This window comes from Streptomyces tendae (genome assembly GCF_014650435.1).
Classification (GTDB): domain Bacteria; phylum Actinomycetota; class Actinomycetes; order Streptomycetales; family Streptomycetaceae; genus Streptomyces; species Streptomyces tendae.
Genome location: NZ_BMUY01000017.1, coordinates 155,024 through 172,971, shown reverse-complemented (window position 1 = coordinate 172,971; position 17,948 = coordinate 155,024). Strand labels below are relative to the sequence as shown.

Here is a 17,948-nt window from a genome sequence, read left to right as displayed (position 1 = left end):
AACGCCCGGTTACATTTCGAACCCGGAAGCTAAGCCTTACAGCGCCGATGGTACTGCAGGGGGGACCCTGTGGGAGAGTAGGACGCCGCCGAACAATTATTGGAAGGGCTGGTCCCGGAACTTCGGTTCCGCGACCAGCCCTTTTTTGCTTTCTGTTACTTCGAGTTCACGTTGCGCCCCGACCATCCCACTTATGGGTACTGCAGCAATGCTCAGGGCCGCCGGCGTGGGCGTCGGTGACGAGGTCGTCGTACCTGCCTTCGGAAACGTGGAAGTCGCCGAGGCCGTGGCCCTGGCGGGCGCGTCGCCGGTCTTCGCCGACATAGATCCGGCGACCTACTGCCTGGACGCCTCTCTGGTGGAGGCGGCGCTGACGCCCAGGACCGCGGCCATCGTCGTCGTGCACCGGTTCGGGCGGCCGGCGGACATGGGCTCCCTGCACCGGATCGGTGAGCGGCACGGGCTGCTCGTGCTGGAGCGGAGCGAGTCCGAGGCGCCGTACGACGAGATAGCCCGGCGCAGGCAGCGGGCGGCCTACCTCGACGGGAAGTTGAGGGGCGTGCGGACCCCCGACGGGGGTGACGGGCACACCTATCAGCAGTACGTGGTGCGGGTGCCGGGGAACGGGCGGCCGGACCGTGACGCGTTCGCCCGCGCGATACGGGGGAGGGGCGTCGAGTGCCGGGTGCCGGTGAAGACGCCCGTGCACCGGATGCCTGGATTCCGGCGGTGTGTGTCGCTGCCGGAGACGGAGCGGGCCGTCGACGAGACGCTCGCGCTGCCTGTCGAGGCCGCGTTGACCAAGCGGGACATGCAGCGGATCGTGTCCGCCTGCAATGCGCTCGGTGGGCTGTTGCAGTCCGCGTACTGAGTCAAAGTCCGTGGTTGGGAGCACCGGCTTGTTCGGGGTATGATCTATTCCGTTGCCGCGAGGGAAACCTCGAAAGCGACAGGCCCCTATAGCTCAGTCGGTAGAGCGTCTCCATGGTAAGGAGAAGGTCAACGGTTCGATTCCGTTTGGGGGCTCCAGTACAAAGGCCCCGCCCGATTGGGCGGGGCCTTTTGCATGCCTGCGCATGCCCGCGCACGCCCTGGTCAGTCCGCGTGGGGCTCCGGGACGCGCATCGCGAGGATCGCCATGTCGTCGGACGGGGCGTCGGACGCGAAGCGTTCCACCGCGCGCATGATGCGGGCGGCCACCGCGCCCGCCGTCAGACCCGTGCACGTCGTCAGGACGTCGGCGAGGCCGTCGTCGCCCAGCATGCGCGTGCCCTCGCGGCGTTCGGTGACGCCGTCCGTGACACAGAGCAGGACGTCGCCCGGGTCGAGGGTGACCGTCTGCTCGTACAGCTCCAGGTCCTCGATGACGCCGAGGAGGGGCTGCGGTTCGGCGGCCGGTTCCACCGTGCCGTCCTGGCGCAGGCGGAGCGGGAGCGGATGGCCGGCGCAGACCACCTTCAACTCCGCGCCGCCGTCCTCCTGCGGGCGCATCTCGCCGTACAGCAGCGTGAGGAAGCGGCTGCGGGCGCCCTCGTCGAGGATGGCGGAGTTGAGGCGCTGCAGGACCTCCGGGCCGCTGAGGCCCTCGCGGGCCAGCAGGCGCAGGGCGTGCCGGGCGAGGCCGGTGACGGCAGCCGCGTTGGGGCCCGTACCGCAGACGTCGCCGATGGCGAAGCCGTAGGCGTCGTCGCTGATGGGGAAGAGGTCGTAGAAGTCGCCGCCGACCTCGTTGCCCTCGCCCGCGGCGCGGTAGATGACGTCGACCTCCACGCCGTCCACGACGGGGAGTTCCGGGGGCAGGAGGCTGCGCTGGAGGGACTGGCTGATGGCCGTGCGCTCCGAGTACAGGCGGGCGTTGTCCAGGGCCAGGGCGGCCCTGCGGGACAGGTCCTCGGCGAGTTCGAGGATCTCCTGGCGGAAGTGGTCGTCGGTGGGCTTGCCGAGCGTGAGCATGCCGATGACGCGGTTGCGGGCGACCAGCGGCAGCACGACGGTCTCGCCGCCGACCGCGGAGGCCGTGGCGAGGGTCGGACCGATGCCGGTGCTCAGCGGCTGGGGCGCGCCGCCGCTGAGGCCGAGGTCCCGCATGGAGGTGCGCAGGGCCGCCTGGTGGGCCATTTCCGCCGGGGCCGTCCACACGCGGGCGCCCGGGGTGGGCACCGGGTCGGGCGGGGCGATCTTCGACAGCAGGGACTTGATGCCGTCGATGAGTTCCTCGTCCTCGTGCAGGACGTACGAGAGGTACGGGTCCGAGGACTGGTCGGCGATCGTGTAGACGGCGCACCAGGTGGCCAGCGTGGGAACCGTCATCTGGGCCATGAGGGCCAGCGTCTGGTCGCGGTCCAGGGTGCCGGCGAGGAGGTCGGAGGCCTCGACGAGGAAGCTGAGCGAGCCGCGGCGCAGCCGCTCCAACTCGCCGAGGCGCGCGGACTCGACGGCGAGCGCGATGCGGTCGGCGGCGAACTGGAGGCGCAGCGCCTCCTCGTTGGAGTACCGGCCGGGGGCCTCGGCGGCGACGCCGAGTGAGCCGGTGAGGCGGCCCTCGACCTTGAGGGGGACGGTGACCACCGAGCGCATGCCCGTGCTGTTGAGCAGCGGGACCGCGCCGGGGACGGACTCGAGGTCGTCGTGGACGGCGGGCATGCGCGCCGAGCCGTAGCGGCCGGGTCCGGCCTCGACGGGGACGCGGGCGAAACGCTGGCGGGCGGAGGGCAGACCGGTGGAGGCGCGGACCTCCAACTCCGTTTCGTCGTCGGTCGCCAGGAGCAGGAAGGCGGCGTCGGCGTCGAGCATGTCGCGGGCGCGTTCGACCGTGCGCTGCAGGAGGCCGTCGAGGTCGTCCGGGGCGGGGGAGCCGATGAACACTTCGAAGGGGTCGGTGCTCTGGCCCTCGGAGGACGGGGAGTCGGAGGCCGGCACCCGCAACGGGGTCTGCAGCACCGCGCGTTCGTGGTCGCGCACGAGGAGGCAGACCGTGGAGGGCTCGCCGTCGGCGTCGCGGACGCGCAGGTGGGAGGCGTAGACCGGGGTGACGCGGCCGTTGGCGCCCCGCATGCCGTAGCTGCCCTCCCAGCGGGAGAGCTGGAGTGCCTCGGCGATGCCGGTGCTGGTGCCGGGGGTGTGCGGCCACGCGGCGAGGTCGGTCAGCGGCTTTCCGGTGACCTGGTCGGCGGTGTAGCCGAACAGCTCTTCCGCGTCCTCGTTCCAGGACGTGACCGCGCCGGTGCGGTCGATCTGGACGACGGCGACGCGGACCCGGCCGTCGGCGAGCGGCAGGAGGGCCGCCGGGAGGGAGGGGCCGGCGGCGCGGGTGCCGACCGGACGCTCCGGCAGGTGGAGGTGGAACCAGACGTTCTTCAGCGTGGGCGTGTACTCGACGCCCCAGCGGTCCGCCAGGGCCGCGCACAGCTGGAGCCCGCGGCCGCCCTCGCGGTCGGGGCTGCCCATGTCGGCGGGGGAGCCCTGGAGGGGGACCTCGCGCTCGGGGTAGTGGTCGGCCACCTCGATCCGTACGCCGTCGTCGCTGCGCAGGCACAGGACGTCGGCGGTGGTGCCGGCGTGGACCACGGCATTGGTCACCAGTTCGCTGGTGAGCACCACGGCGTCGTCGACGATGTCGGCATGGCCCCAGCCCTGGAGCGTGTCGCGGACGAAGGACCGGGCGCTCGCCACGGATCGTCCGACGGGCTCGAAGCTGGCGGCCGCGCGCGCGGTGATCACAGAACTCCTCGACCCTCTCTCCCCGTGCACGGCCTCATGGCCGACCGGCTCGCGCCGCTGCTGCGGCAGTCCACCCGTCGGCCCGGGATCCGGGGGCTGCTCCCCCGGGATCAGTCCGGTGGTCATTCCGGCCGCCCCTCCGATGCCCGCTCGTCTCCGTGCCACCGCCCAGACCGGACGGGACCGGTTCGGCTGGACAGCCGTATGCAAGGTTACTTACCTTCGCCGTCCATCCGGATGCCGGTCTGCAGTGTTTCCGCCCAGAGGGTGTGCGGACGATGTGCGAAGCTGCCGAACTGTTATGGCCTGGTTCGGCCGGGGTGAAACACTGGGCAAGCTGCTTATGAAGGTCCGGGCAGGTGAATGCGCGCCGAGTCGGGTGGGCAGCAGCCTCTGGAAGCGGTCCGGCGCGCCGGACCGGATCGCCCGGCAGTACGGGAATCAAGCGGCAGCAACCGGTCCGCCGAGCGTGGGCGGACCGGGCACAGCGGTATCGGTCGACCCCTGCGGGAGGGACACAGTGGAGTCTGGCGCAGCGACGCGGGCCACGAAGACGCGCGCGAAAGGCGGACAGTCCCTGAGTAACCAGGGCAAAACGCGGGGTGGCGGCGCGCGGAGCGGCAGTACGACGGTGGACACGGCCGCGCTCAACCGGCTGCTCGCGGCGCTGGTGTCCATGCGCGAGGGGAATTTCCGCAGGCGGCTCACGGTGTCCGGCGACGGCGTGATGTCGGAGATCGCGGCGGTCTTCAACGAGGTGGCCGACCGCAATCTGCACCTCACGGGTGAGCTGGCGCGAGTGCGGCGCGTGGTCGGGCGTGAGGGAAAACTCACGGAGCGGCTGGAGACCGGGGCCTGCGAGGGGTCCTGGGCGGCCGCGATCGACCACTCGAACGCGCTGGTGGACGACCTGGTGCGGCCCGTCTCCGAGGTCAGCCGGGTGCTGTCGGCGGTCGCGGACGGTGACCTGTCGCCGCGCATGGAGCTGCGGACGCAGAACGACGAGGGCACCGGGCAGCCGCTGCGCGGTGAGTTCCTGAAGGTCGGCCGGACCGTGAACAACCTGGTCGACCAGTTGTCGACGTTCACGGACGAGGTCACGCGGGTGGCCAGCGAGGTCGGCACCGAGGGCAAGCTGGGCGGTCAGGCCCGGGTGCGGGGCATGTCCGGGTCGTGGAAGGACCTGACGGACTCCGTCAACACGATGGCGTACCGGCTCACCGCGCAGGTGCGGGACATCGCGCTGGTGACGACGGCGGTGGCCAAGGGCGACCTGTCCCGGAAGGTCACGGTGCACGTGGCCGGCGAGATGCTGGAGCTGAAGAACACCGTCAACACGATGGTGGACCAGCTCTCCGCGTTCTCGTCCGAGGTGACGCGGGTGGCCCGTGAGGTGGGCACCGAGGGCGCCCTGGGCGGGCAGGCGCAGGTGCCGGGCGTGGCCGGGGTGTGGAAGGAGCTGACCGACTCCGTCAACACCATGGCCGGGAACCTGACGGCCCAGGTGCGGGAGATCTCGCACGTGACGACGGCGGTGGCCAACGGCGACCTGTCGAAGAAGGTGACGGTGCCGGCCCGCGGCGAGGTCGCGCAGCTCGCCGAGACGATCAACCAGATGACCGAGACGCTGCGGATCTTCGCGGACGAGGTCACTCGCGTGGCCAACGAGACCGGTGGCGAGGGTCAGCTCGGCGGGCAGGCGAACGTGCCGGGTGCGGCCGGTATCTGGAAGGACCTGACGGACTCCGTCAACACCGTCTTCCGGAACCTGACCACTCAGGTGCGGGACATCGCCGCGGTGACGACGGCCGTGGCCAGCGGTGACCTGTCGCAGAAGGTCACGGTGGACGTGGCCGGCGAGATGCTGGAGCTGAAGAACACCGTCAACACGATGGTCGACCAGCTCTCCGCCTTCGGTGCCGAGGTCACGCGGGTGGCCCGTGAGGTCGGTGTCGAGGGCGAGCTGGGCGGTCAGGCGCAGGTGCCCGGGGCGGCGGGGACGTGGAAGGACCTCACGGACTCCGTCAACACCGCGTTCCGCAACCTCACCGGTCAGGTGAGGAACATCGCCCAGGTGACGACGGCGGTGGCCAACGGAGACCTGTCGCAGAAGGTCACCGTGGACGTCTCCGGCGAGATGCTGCAGCTGAAGAACACCGTCAACACGATGGTGGACCAGCTCTCCAGCTTCGCCGACCAGGTCACGCGGATGGCCCGGGACGTGGGCACGGAGGGCCGCCTCGGTGGTCAGGCCCGGGTCGACGGTGTCTCGGGGACCTGGAAGGAGCTGACGGACTCCGTCAACTCCATGGCCGGCAATCTCACCTCCCAGGTGCGCAACATCGCGCAGGTGACGACGGCTGTGGCGCGCGGCGACCTGTCGCAGAAGATCGACGTGGACGCGCGCGGCGAGATCCTGGAGCTGAAGAACACCATCAACACGATGGTGGACCAGCTGTCGTCGTTCGCGGAGCAGGTCACGCGGGTGGCCCGCGAGGTGGGCACGGAGGGCCGCCTCGGCGGTCAGGCGCAGGTGCCCGGGGTCGCCGGTGTGTGGCGGGACCTGACCGACTCGGTGAACGGCATGGCCGGCAATCTCACCGCGCAGGTGCGCAACATCGCGCAGGTCGCCACGGCGGTGGCGCGCGGCGACCTGTCCCAGAAGATCACCGTGGACGCGCGCGGGGAGATCCTGGAGCTGAAGAACACCCTGAACACGATGGTGGACCAGCTGTCGTCGTTCGCCCAGGAGGTCACGCGCGTAGCGCGCGAGGTGGGCACCGAGGGCATCCTCGGCGGCCAGGCGGAGGTGCAGGGCGTCTCCGGCACCTGGAAGGACCTCACGCAGTCCGTGAACGGCATGGCCAACAACCTGACCATGCAGGTGCGCAACATCGCCGAGGTGACCACCGCGGTCGCCAAGGGCGACCTGTCGAAGAAGATCACCGTCGACGCCAAGGGCGAGATCCTCGAGCTGGTCACCACCGTCAACACGATGGTGGACCAGCTGTCGTCCTTCGCCGAGCAGGTCACGCGGGTGGCCCGCGAGGTGGGTACGGAGGGCATCCTCGGCGGTCAGGCGAGCGTGCCCGGCGTCGTGGGCATCTGGAAGGACCTCAACGACAACGTCAACCTGATGGCCAAGAACCTCACGGTCCAGGTGCGGAACATCTCCCAGGTGGCCGCGGCCGTCGCCAACGGCGACCTGACGCGGACGGTGACGATCGAGGCGCGCGGCGAGGTCGCGCAGCTCGCCGACACCTTCAACACCATGGTGCGGACGCTGCGGTCCTTCGCCGACCAGGTGACCAAGGTGGCCCGCGAGGTGGGCACCGACGGCATCCTGGGCGGCCAGGCACAGGTGCCGGGCGTGTCGGGGACGTGGAAGGACCTCACCGAGTCGGTGAACCAGATGGCGTCCAACCTGACCGGTCAGGTGCGCAACATCGCCATGGTCACCACGGCGATCGCGAAGGGCGACCTGACCAAGAAGATCGACATCGACGCGCGCGGCGAGATCCTGGAGCTGAAGACGACGATCAACACGATGGTCGACCAGCTCTCCTCCTTCGCCGAGGAGGTCACCCGCGTCGCCCGTGAGGTGGGCACGGAGGGGCAGCTCGGCGGTCAGGCACGCGTGCGGGACGTCGACGGCACCTGGCGCGACCTGACGGAGTCCGTGAACGAGATGGCCGGGAACCTCACCCGGCAGGTGCGGGCCATCGCGCGCGTGGCGACCGCGGTGACCCGCGGCGACCTGAACCTGAAGATCGACGTGGACGCCTCCGGGGAGATCTCGGAGCTGCAGGACTACATCAACAAGATGATCGCCAACCTGCGCGACACCACGATCGCCAACAAGGAGCAGGACTGGCTCAAGGGCAACCTGGCCCGTATCTCCGGCCTGATGCAGGGCCGCCGGGATCTCCAGGACGTGGCCTCGCTGATCATGAGCGAGCTGACACCGGTGGTCTCCGCCCAGCACGGGGCGTTCTTCCTGGCGATGCCGCTGGTCGACGGGCAGGAGCAGGCGGGCGCCGAGGGCGACGCGTACGAGCTGCGCATGCTCGGGTCGTACGGCTACTCGATGGGGTCCATGCCCACCTCGTTCCGGCCGGGGGAGGCGCTGGTCGGCACGGCCGCCCAGGAGAAGCGCACGATCCTCGTGGAGAACGCGCCGAGCGGTTACCTGAAGATCTCCTCCGGGCTCGGCGAGGCGCCGCCCGCGCAGGTGATCGTGCTGCCGGTGCTGTTCGAGGGGCAGGTGCTCGGCGTCATCGAGCTGGCGTCGTTCACGCCGTTCACGCACATCCAGAAGGACTTCCTCAACCAGATCGCCGAGATGATCGCGACCAGCGTCAACACCATCTCCGTGAACACCAAGACGGAGGTCCTGCTGAGCCAGTCGCAGGAGCTGACCGAGCAACTGCGTGAGCGGTCGGAGGAGTTGGAGCAGCGGCAGAAGGCACTGCAGTCGTCCAACGCCGAACTGGAGGAGAAGGCCGAGCTGCTGGCGCAGCAGAACCGCGACATCGAGGTGAAGAACACCGAGATCGAGGAGGCCCGGCAGGTCCTGGAGGAGCGTGCGGAGCAGCTCGCGGTCTCCATGCGCTACAAGAGCGAGTTCCTGGCCAACATGTCGCACGAGCTGCGTACGCCGCTCAACTCACTGCTGATTCTGGCCAAGCTGCTCGCCGACAACGCCGACGCGAACCTGACCCCGAAGCAGGTCGAGTTCGCCGAGACGATCCACGGCGCCGGCTCCGACCTGCTCCAGCTCATCAACGACATCCTCGACCTGTCGAAGGTCGACGCGGGGAAGATGGACGTCTCGCCGACCCGCATCGCGCTCGTGCAGCTCGTGGACTACGTGGAGGCCACCTTCCGGCCGCTGAGCGCGGAGAAGGGCCTGGACCTGTCGGTGCGGGTGTCGCCCGGGTTGCCCGCCACCATGCACACCGACGAGCAGCGGCTGCTCCAGGTGCTGCGCAACCTGCTGTCCAACGCGGTGAAGTTCACCGACTCGGGCTCCGTCGAGCTGGTCATCCGGCCGGCCCGGGACGAGGTGCCGACGGCCATCCGGGAGCAGTTGCTGGAGGCCGGTTCGGTGAACGACCCGGACGCCGAACTGATCGCGTTCTCCGTGAGCGACACCGGCATCGGCATCGCGGCCAGCAAGATGCAGGTGATCTTCGAGGCGTTCAAGCAGGCCGACGGCACCACCAGCCGCAAGTACGGCGGTACGGGTCTCGGGCTGTCCATCTCGCGGGAGATCGCGCAGCTGCTCGGCGGTGAGATCCACGCGCAGAGCGAGCCGGGCCGCGGGTCGACGTTCACGCTCTATCTGCCGCTGCACCCGAGCGAGCTGCCCCCGCACGGCTACCAGCAGCCGCTGCCCTCCGTGGAGGCCGGTCAGCTGCCGGCGTCCCCGGGCGCCGCGGACGAACTGCCGGACACGTCGTTCGAGGCGCCGGCCGAGGTGAAGTCGTACCAGGACGCGCAGAACGGTGCCACCGCGCTCTTCCGGCGCCGGCGCAAGTCGGCCGCGGACGCCGAGGACCGGCCCGAGGTGCGGGAGCGGCAGCCGGGCGCCGGGCAGGAGTCGGCACCGCATGCGCACCGGGGGATCCGGTTCGGCGGGCAGAAGGTGCTGATCGTCGACGACGACATCCGCAACGTCTTCGCCCTCACCAGCGTCCTGGAGCAGCACGGCCTGTCCGTGCTGTACGCGGAGAACGGGCGCGAGGGCATCGAGGTGCTGGAGCAGCACGAGGACGTGGCGGTCGTCCTGATGGACATCATGATGCCGGAGATGGACGGGTACGCGACGACCACGGCGATCCGCCGGATGCCCCAGTTCGCCGGTCTGCCGATCATCGCCCTGACCGCCAAGGCGATGAAGGGCGACCGGGAGAAGGCGATCGAGTCGGGCGCGTCCGACTACGTGACGAAGCCGGTCGACCCCGACCACCTGCTGACGGTGATGCAGCAGTGGATGCGCGAGGAGTGAGCGCGGGCGGGCCGGCGGCAGTGGCCCACGGGGGAGCCGGTGGCCGCGGCCGGGGTCCGGGCGGGAAGTGATCGGTACGCTCGGACCCCGGGCCCGTAGTACGTTCGGGCACGGTGTCCTCGTGCGTACGGGCACCTTCCGTGCGGTCCGCTCGGGCGGTGTGCGAACGTGGGGTGTGTGTAAACGGCGGGAACCTTCGGAGTCCACGCGCAGTCGCTGACTCAGCGTGCCCGAAGCCGTGTAGGAGTGCGGGATTCGGGGAACCTTCTGGTCTCCCGCTGCGTTTCTGCTACGAGCACAGTGACATCACGGTGACAGGGTGTGGCGACAGGCGGGGTGCGGCTACGATGACCGGCACAAGGACGGACGGCGCAAGGGAGCCGTCCCCCGGGGCGGCACCCGCCGGTGCCGTGCCAGGTCCTGTGGACAGGGGAGGCCCCACGCCGGGGCGAGGAGGGCGGGCCATGGTGCAGAAGGCCAAGATCCTCCTGGTCGATGACCGGCCGGAGAATCTGCTTGCGCTGGAGGCGATCCTCTCGGCGCTCGATCAGACGCTGGTGCGGGCATCGTCCGGGGAGGAAGCGCTCAAAGCACTGCTCACGGACGACTTCGCGGTCATTCTGCTGGACGTCCAGATGCCGGGCATGGACGGTTTCGAGACCGCCGCGCACATCAAGCGACGGGAGCGGACCCGGGACATCCCGATCATCTTCCTCACGGCGATCAACCACGGCCCGCACCACACCTTCCGCGGGTACGCGGCGGGCGCGGTGGACTACATCTCCAAGCCGTTCGACCCCTGGGTGCTGCGGGCCAAGGTCTCGGTCTTCGTCGAGCTGTACATGAAGAACTGCCAGCTGCGTGAGCAGGCGGCGCTGCTGCGGCTCCAGTTGGAGGGCAACGGCAAGGCCGAGGCCGGCGAGGCCAAGGAGCCGGCGGGGCTGCTCGCCGAGCTGTCGGCGCGGCTGGCGGCCGTGGAGGAGCAGGCGGAGGCGCTGTCCAAGCAGCTCGGCGACGAGTCGACGGACGCGGCCGCCGTGGCGACGGCCGCCCACCTGGAGCGCAAGCTCACCGGACTCCGACGGGCGCTGGACGCCCTGGAGCCGGGCGCCTCCGGAGGCCAGGCCGCCGTCAACTGACGCCGTGTGCGCCCCTGGTGCCCGCGTGTTCCACCGGGCCGGTCTGCGTGGACGTCCGTGACGGGGCGCGGTCGGGCGGTCCGTGAGGGCTTGTCAGGGGCAGTAGCGGAAGCGTCAGTTCCGCCCCTGTGCGGGGGCGACACGAACGGGTGAAGCGGTAGGCACACGTGTCGACCGCCGTCTCCCCCGGTAACCTCACACCCATGGCCTCACGTCCCTCCGCAGCCAAGAAGCAGACCGCGAAGAAGGCGGCCGCTCCCGCGAAGGGTCCCGCCAAGAAGGCCGCCGCGAAGAAGGCACCCGCGAAAAAGGCGCCCGCCAAGAAGGCCGCGGCGAAGAAGCCCGCGCCCAAACCGGCTCCGAATCCAACCGGGGGCGTCTACCGGCTGGTGCGTGCGCTCTGGCTGGGCCTCGCGCACGGGGTGGGCGCCGTCTTCCGCGGCATAGGGCAGGGTGCCAAGAACCTCGACCCGGCCCATCGCAAGGACGGCGTCGCCCTGCTGCTGCTCGGCGTCTCGCTGATCGTCGCCGCGGGCACCTGGGCCGACCTCAAGGGCCCCGTCGGCGACCTGGTCGAGATCCTCGTGACCGGCGCCTTCGGCCGTCTCGACCTGCTCGTGCCGATCCTGCTCGGCGCCATCGCCGTACGTCTGATCCGGCACCCCGAGAAGCCCGAGGCCAACGGGCGGATCGTGATCGGCCTGTCCGCGCTCGTCATCGGCGTGCTCGGCCAGGTGCACATCGCCTGCGGCTCGCCGGCCCGCAGCGAGGGCATGCAGGCCATAAGGGACGCCGGCGGCCTCATCGGCTGGGGCGCGGCGACCCCGCTGTCGTACACGATGACCGACGTGCTGGCCGTGCCGCTGCTCGTGCTGCTCACGGTCTTCGGGCTGCTCGTCGTCACGGCCACCCCGGTCAACGCCATTCCGCAGCGGCTGCGGCAGCTCGGGGTGCGGCTGGGCGTGGTGCACGACCCGGTGGCGGACGAGTTCACCGAGGACGACGAGCGCTACGACGAGCAGTGGCGCGAGGCGCTGCCCGCCCGGCCCCGCAAGCGCGGCGCCCCGGCCGCCGCCGAGGCGTACGACCCCGACGCGGCCGAGCAGGAGGCCCTCAGCCGGCGCCGCGGCAGGCCCCGGCGGTCCGCCGTGCCCCAGCCCGAGATGAATCGTCCGATGGACGCCGTGGACGTCGCCGCGGCGGCCGCCGCCGCGCTCGACGGTGCCGTACTGCACGGGATGCCGCCCTCGCCGCTGGTCGCCGACCTCACCCAGGGCGTGAGCACGGGGGACCGCGAGTCCACCACCCCGACGCCCACGCCCGTGCCGGCCGCGCGGCCGCAGCCGGGGAAGCTCAAGAAGGACGCCGCCAAGGCCCCCGAACCGGACGCGGCGGGCGGTGCGGTCCCCGACCTCACCAAGACGCCGCTGCCCAAGGAGCGGGACCTGCCGCCGCGCGCCGAGCAGCTCCAGCTCTCCGGCGACATCACGTACTCCCTGCCGTCCCTGGACTCCCTCACGCGCGGGGGCCCCGGCAAGGCGCGCAGCGCCGCCAACGACGCCATAGTGGACTCGCTGACCACCGTCTTCACCGAGTTCAAGGTCGACGCCCGGGTCACCGGCTTCACCCGCGGACCGACGGTCACGCGCTACGAGGTCGAGCTGGGCCCCGCCGTGAAGGTCGAGCGGATCACCGCGCTGACCAAGAACATCGCGTACGCCGTCGCCAGCCCCGACGTGCGGATCATCAGCCCGATCCCCGGCAAGTCCGCGGTCGGCATCGAGATTCCCAACACCGACCGGGAGATGGTCAACCTCGGGGACGTGCTGCGCCTCGCCGAGTCCGCCGAGGACGACGACCCGATGCTGGTCGCCTTCGGCAAGGACGTCGAGGGCGGCTACGTCATGCACTCGCTGGCGAAGATGCCGCACATGCTGGTCGCCGGCGCCACCGGCTCCGGCAAGTCGTCCTGCATCAACTGCCTGATCACCTCGATCATGATGCGGGCGACCCCGGAGGACGTCCGGATGATCCTGGTCGACCCGAAGCGGGTCGAGCTGACGGCCTACGAGGGCATCCCGCACCTGATCACGCCGATCATCACCAACCCCAAGCGGGCCGCCGAGGCGCTCCAGTGGGTCGTGCGCGAGATGGACCTGCGCTACGACGACCTCGCCGCCTACGGCTACCGGCACATCGACGACTTCAACCGCGCGGTGCGCGAGGGCAAGGTCAAGCCGCCCGAGGGCAGCGAACGCGAGCTGCAGCCGTACCCGTACCTGCTGGTGATCGTGGACGAGCTGGCCGACCTGATGATGGTCGCCCCGCGCGACGTCGAGGACGCGATCGTCAGGATCACGCAGCTCGCGCGCGCGGCCGGCATCCACCTGGTGCTGGCCACCCAGCGGCCGTCCGTCGACGTCGTCACCGGTCTGATCAAGGCCAACGTGCCCTCCCGGCTCGCCTTCGCCACCTCCTCGCTCGCCGACTCCCGGGTCATCCTCGACCAGCCCGGCGCCGAGAAGCTCATCGGCAAGGGCGACGGTCTCTTCCTGCCGATGGGCGCGAACAAGCCGACCCGTATGCAGGGCGCGTTCGTGACCGAGGAAGAGGTCGCGGTCGTCGTCCAGCACTGCAAGGACCAGATGGCGCCGGTCTTCCGGGACGACGTCACCGTGGGCACCAAGCAGAAGAAGGAGATCGACGAGGACATCGGCGACGACCTCGACCTGCTGTGCCAGGCGGCCGAGCTGGTCGTCTCCACGCAGTTCGGGTCCACCTCGATGCTCCAGCGCAAGCTGCGCGTCGGCTTCGCCAAGGCCGGGCGGCTGATGGACCTGATGGAGTCACGGAGCATCGTCGGGCCGAGCGAAGGCTCAAAGGCTCGTGACGTTCTTGTGAAGCCTGACGAGCTGGACGGCGTGCTCGCGGTGATCCGGGGGGAGTCTGAAGGGTAGGCAACGGCGTGCGAGGGGTTCCGCCGACGGAGGGTCGAGGCGGCCGGGCGGCCGATCGTGACTCACCCGTTAGGGATCATTGAGCAACCGTTTCCCCATGCCCTACGTCAAGTTGAGGGAAGTGACAAACAGGTAGTCCACCATCGGAGTGCCGGGCCATTCCGATGGCGTAAAGGTCGTACCGCCCGGTTGCCCCACCCGTTTGCACCCCCCCTAGACTGAACGCCCAGCACAGGCGGCCAAACGCTCGAAAGGCGCCCCCGTGGCCAACGGAAACTCCCCCGAAGACGAGCGTCCGATCGAAGACGTGTCCCGAGACGTCCCTGCCGACCTCTCCGAGGAAGCCCGCCCCTCCGTGGGCCGCGCCCTGAAGCAGGCACGGATCGCCGCCGGGCTCACCGTCGACGACATCACCACCGCCACGCGGGTCCGCATCGCCATCGTGCACGCCATCGAGGCGGACGACTTCGCGCCCTGCGGCGGCGACATCTACGCGCGCGGTCACATCCGCACCCTCGCCAAGGCCGTCGGGCTCGACCCGGCCGAGCTGCTCGCGCAGTTCGACGCCGAGCACGGCGGGCGCCCGGCGCCGACCCCCGCCGCGCCCCTGTTCGAGGCGGAACGCATCCGTCCCGAGCGGCGCGGACCCAACTGGACCGCCGCCATGGTCGCCGCGATCGTCGCGGTGATCGGTTTCGTCGGCTTCACCTTCGTCAAGGGCGGCGACGACGGTGGCAACGAGGCGAGCGTCGCCGAGGGCGCCCAGCCCTCGTCCGGCGAGTCCGCCTCGTCGAGCGCAAAGCCCAAGAAGCCCGCCGACCCCAAGCCCGAACCGAGCGACAGCGCCATCGCCGCCGCGCCCGCGGACAAGGTCACCGTCAAGGTCAGCGCCACCGAGGGCCGCAGCTGGATCTCCGCCCAGGACCACAACGGCCGGCTGCTCTTCGACGGGCTGCTCAAGCAGGGCGACTCCAAGACGTTCCAGGACAACGAGAAGGTCAAGCTCGTCCTCGGCGACGCGGGAGCCATCCAGCTCTACGTCAACGGCAAGAAGATCGAGGACGACTTCCAGCCCGGCGCCGTCGAGCGCCTGACGTACACGAAGGGCGACCCGCAGGTCGGATAGGGGACGCGGGGGACGGGTCCACACGGGGTTGGCCAGGATCGGCCAACCCCGTCGACGTGGGCTGTCGGCGGGACGAAGTAGTCTTGAGCCCATGCCTGAAAGCCGTACCGTCGCACTCGTCACCCTTGGCTGCGCCCGTAACGAGGTGGACTCGGAGGAGCTCGCAGGCCGTCTGGAGGCGGACGGCTGGAAGCTCGTCGACGACGCCGAGGAAGCGGACGTCGCCGTCGTGAACACGTGCGGCTTCGTCGAGGCCGCGAAGAAGGACTCCGTGGACGCCCTCCTGGAGGCCAACGACCTCAAGGGCCACGGAAGAACGCAGGCCGTCGTGGCGGTGGGCTGCATGGCCGAGCGGTACGGCAAGGAGCTGGCCGACGCCCTCCCGGAGGCCGACGGCGTCCTCGGCTTCGACGACTACGCCGACATCTCCGACCGCCTGCAGACCATCCTGAACGGCGGCATCCACGCCGCCCACACCCCGCGCGACCGGCGCAAGCTGCTGCCGATCAGCCCCGCCGAGCGGCAGGAGGCCGGAGCCGCGGTCGCCCTGCCCGGGCACGGCCCGACCGACCTCCCCGAGGGCGTCGCCCCCGCCTCCGGGCCCCGCGCGCCCCTGCGCCGCCGCCTGGACGGCTCCCCGGTCGCCTCGGTGAAGCTGGCCTCCGGCTGCGACCGGCGTTGCTCCTTCTGCGCCATCCCGTCCTTCCGCGGCTCCTTCATCTCGCGCCGCCCGAGCGACGTGCTGAACGAGACGCGGTGGCTGGCCGAGCAGGGCGTCAAGGAGATCATGCTGGTCTCCGAGAACAACACCTCCTACGGCAAGGACCTCGGCGACATCCGCCTGCTGGAGTCGCTGCTGCCGAACCTGGCCGAGGTCGACGGCATCGAGCGGGTGCGGGTCAGCTACCTCCAGCCGGCCGAGATGCGCCCCGGTCTGATCGACGTGCTGACCTCCACCGAGAAGGTCGTGCCCTACTTCGACCTCTCCTTCCAGCACTCCGCTCCCAACGTGCTGCGCGCGATGCGCCGCTTCGGCGACACCGACCGCTTCCTGGAGCTCCTCGACACCATCCGGAGCAAGGCGCCCGAGGCAGGTGTGCGCTCCAACTTCATCGTCGGCTTCCCCGGCGAGTCCGAGGCGGACCTCGCCGAGCTGGAGCGGTTCCTGAACCACGCCCGCCTCGACGCCATCGGCGTCTTCGGATACTCCGACGAGGAGGGCACCGAGGCGGCGACCTACGGCGACAAGCTGGACGAGGACGTCGTCGCCGCGCGACTGGCCCGCGTCTCCCGCCTGGCCGAGGAACTGGTCTCGCAGCGGGCCGACGAGCGCGTCGGCGCGACCGTGCGGGTACTCGTCGAGTCCGTGGACCCCGCCGACGAGGGGGACGGCGTCCGTGGCCGCGCGGAGCACCAGGCGCCGGAGACGGACGGCCAGGTGCTGCTCACGAGCGGCGAAGGCCTGAGCGTCGGTCGTATGGTCGACGCGAAGGTGGTCGGTACGGAGGGTGTCGACCTGGTGGCCGAACCGCTGCCGGGCGCGCCCGAGTGTAGTGAGGAGGCCGGCAGATGACCGGAGTTCCGGCGTCCGCGGCGGGCGGCTCCTCCAGTGCGCGCAGGACCGGCCCGCGGGGGACCTCGGGCGCTGCGCAAGAACCTGCCGGGCGTACGAACGCGGGGAGCGCCGTCGAGCGGGGCGCGGCGGAACGTGCGGCGACGGATCGGGGCACGACGGATCAAGGGACGACGGATCAAGGGACGACGGGCCGGGGCTCGGCGGAACGGGGTTCGACCGAGGGCGGTGCGGCCGGGCGCGGTGGCAAGATCGCGGCCGCGGCCGTCAACCAGGCGAGCGTCTGGAACGTCGCCAATCTGCTGACGATGCTCCGCCTGCTCCTCGTGCCGGCCTTCGTCGCGCTGATGCTCGGCAACGGCGGGTACGACCCGGCCTGGCGCTCCTTCGCCTGGGCCGCCTTCGCCATCGCCATGATCACCGACCTCTTCGACGGGCATCTGGCGCGCACGTACAACCTCGTCACCGACTTCGGGAAGATCGCCGATCCCATCGCCGACAAGGCGATCATGGGCGCGGCGCTCATCTGCCTGTCCGCGCTGGGTGACCTGCCGTGGTGGGTGACGGCCGTCATCCTCGGCCGGGAACTCGGGATCACCGTCCTGCGTTTTGTGGTCATCCGGTACGGCGTCATCCCCGCGAGCCGGGGCGGCAAGCTCAAGACGCTCACCCAGGGCATCGCCGTCGGCATGTACGTCCTGGCGCTGACGGGGCCGCTGGCCACTCTGAGGTTCTGGGTGATGGCCGCGGCGGTCGTCCTGACCGTCGCGACCGGACTGGACTATGTGAAGCAGGCCATTGTGCTGCGGCGCCGGGGAATCGCCGAACGCAGAGCGGCGTTGAAGGAGGCGGAAGGTTGAGTTCCACGGCCGCCGACGTGGTGCGACTACTCACGGTCAGGGGCGAGACCCTCGCGGTCGCCGAGTCACTGACGGGTGGAATGGTCGCTGCCGCGCTCACGGCGGTCCCCGGGGCCTCCAAGGCGTTCCGGGGTTCCGTCACCGCGTACGCGACGGAGCTGAAGCAGGAGCTGCTCGGCGTCCAGGGCGAGCTGCTCGCGGCGCGCGGAGCGGTGGATCCGCAGGTCGCCGCCCAGATGGCGGCAGGCGTACGCACCGCGCTGGGCGCCGACTGGGGCGTCGCGACGACGGGTGTCGCCGGTCCGGACCCGCAGGACGGGCAGCCCGTGGGGACCGTCTTCGTGGCCGTGGAGGGGCCCCGCGGGGCCGAGCGGGGTTGCGCCGATGGCGGAAAAGTGGAGGCGCTGCGGTTGAACGGCGACCGCGCGGAAATTCGTATGGAGAGTGTACGGAGCGTACTCGCACTTCTTTTGAGGGAGCTTGCGAGCGAACAGACCGGGAATGAGCGGGCACAGGATACGGAACGGAACGGGGGGTTTTGATGTTTGCAGCCCTGAGTGAAC

General features: G+C 70.5%; 9 protein-coding genes, 1 tRNA gene and 1 rRNA gene. 10 read left to right on the top strand and 1 reads right to left on the bottom strand.

Features of this window, described 5'->3' with window-relative positions; genetic code table 11:
- The 3 genes from rrf to IE258_RS34570 form a co-directional block, all read left to right on the top strand.
- A 5S ribosomal RNA gene (gene rrf, locus IE258_RS34580) occupies positions 1–94 on the top strand; the annotation flags it as partial.
- Between the two features lie 114 nt (positions 95–208).
- The gene (locus tag IE258_RS34575; protein WP_189749766.1) at positions 209–871 is read left to right on the top strand and encodes a DegT/DnrJ/EryC1/StrS family aminotransferase; all 663 of its coding nucleotides are present in this window, start codon (positions 209–211) and stop codon (positions 869–871) included.
- Between the two features lie 82 nt (positions 872–953).
- Positions 954–1,029: transfer RNA gene (locus IE258_RS34570), tRNA-Thr, on the top strand.
- 66 nt (positions 1,030–1,095) lie between these two features.
- Here the strand turns inward: IE258_RS34570 and IE258_RS34565 are convergent.
- Positions 1,096–3,846: a SpoIIE family protein phosphatase gene (locus IE258_RS34565; RefSeq protein ID WP_127894250.1), complete on the bottom strand. Its 2,751-nt coding sequence runs from the start codon at positions 3,844–3,846 to the stop codon at positions 1,096–1,098.
- Positions 3,847–4,240: 394 nt separating this feature from the next.
- Here IE258_RS34565 and IE258_RS34560 point away from each other — a divergent pair, with 394 nt between their 5' ends.
- From IE258_RS34560 to IE258_RS34530, 7 genes are all read left to right on the top strand, one after another.
- On the top strand, positions 4,241–9,730 hold the full coding sequence (locus tag IE258_RS34560; RefSeq protein WP_189749757.1) for a HAMP domain-containing protein: 5,490 nt from the start codon (positions 4,241–4,243) through the stop codon (positions 9,728–9,730).
- Positions 9,731–10,194: 464 nt separating this feature from the next.
- A complete protein-coding gene (locus IE258_RS34555) occupies positions 10,195–10,869 on the top strand; it encodes a response regulator (RefSeq protein WP_087806923.1) in 675 nt (224 codons plus the stop codon).
- 203 nt (positions 10,870–11,072) lie between these two features.
- Complete coding sequence (locus IE258_RS34550) at positions 11,073–13,826, top strand: DNA translocase FtsK (RefSeq protein ID WP_189749756.1); 2,754 nt, start codon at positions 11,073–11,075, stop codon at positions 13,824–13,826.
- 262 nt (positions 13,827–14,088) lie between these two features.
- The gene (locus tag IE258_RS34545; protein ID WP_189749754.1) at positions 14,089–14,952 is read left to right on the top strand and encodes a helix-turn-helix domain-containing protein; all 864 of its coding nucleotides are present in this window, start codon (positions 14,089–14,091) and stop codon (positions 14,950–14,952) included.
- 91 nt (positions 14,953–15,043) lie between these two features.
- Entirely contained in the window at positions 15,044–16,525 is a 1,482-nt protein-coding gene (gene rimO / locus IE258_RS34540) for a 30S ribosomal protein S12 methylthiotransferase RimO (RefSeq protein WP_189749753.1), read from the top strand.
- Positions 16,522–17,385 (top strand): CDP-diacylglycerol--glycerol-3-phosphate 3-phosphatidyltransferase, encoded by an 864-nt coding sequence (gene pgsA, locus IE258_RS34535; RefSeq protein WP_189749751.1) that lies wholly within the window; start codon positions 16,522–16,524, stop codon positions 17,383–17,385. The genes rimO and pgsA overlap by 4 nt, the downstream gene beginning before the upstream one ends.
- Positions 17,382–17,927 (top strand): CinA family protein, encoded by a 546-nt coding sequence (locus tag IE258_RS34530; RefSeq protein ID WP_189749750.1) that lies wholly within the window; start codon positions 17,382–17,384, stop codon positions 17,925–17,927. The genes pgsA and IE258_RS34530 overlap by 4 nt, the downstream gene beginning before the upstream one ends.
- The last annotated feature ends 21 nt before the right edge of the window (positions 17,928–17,948 follow it).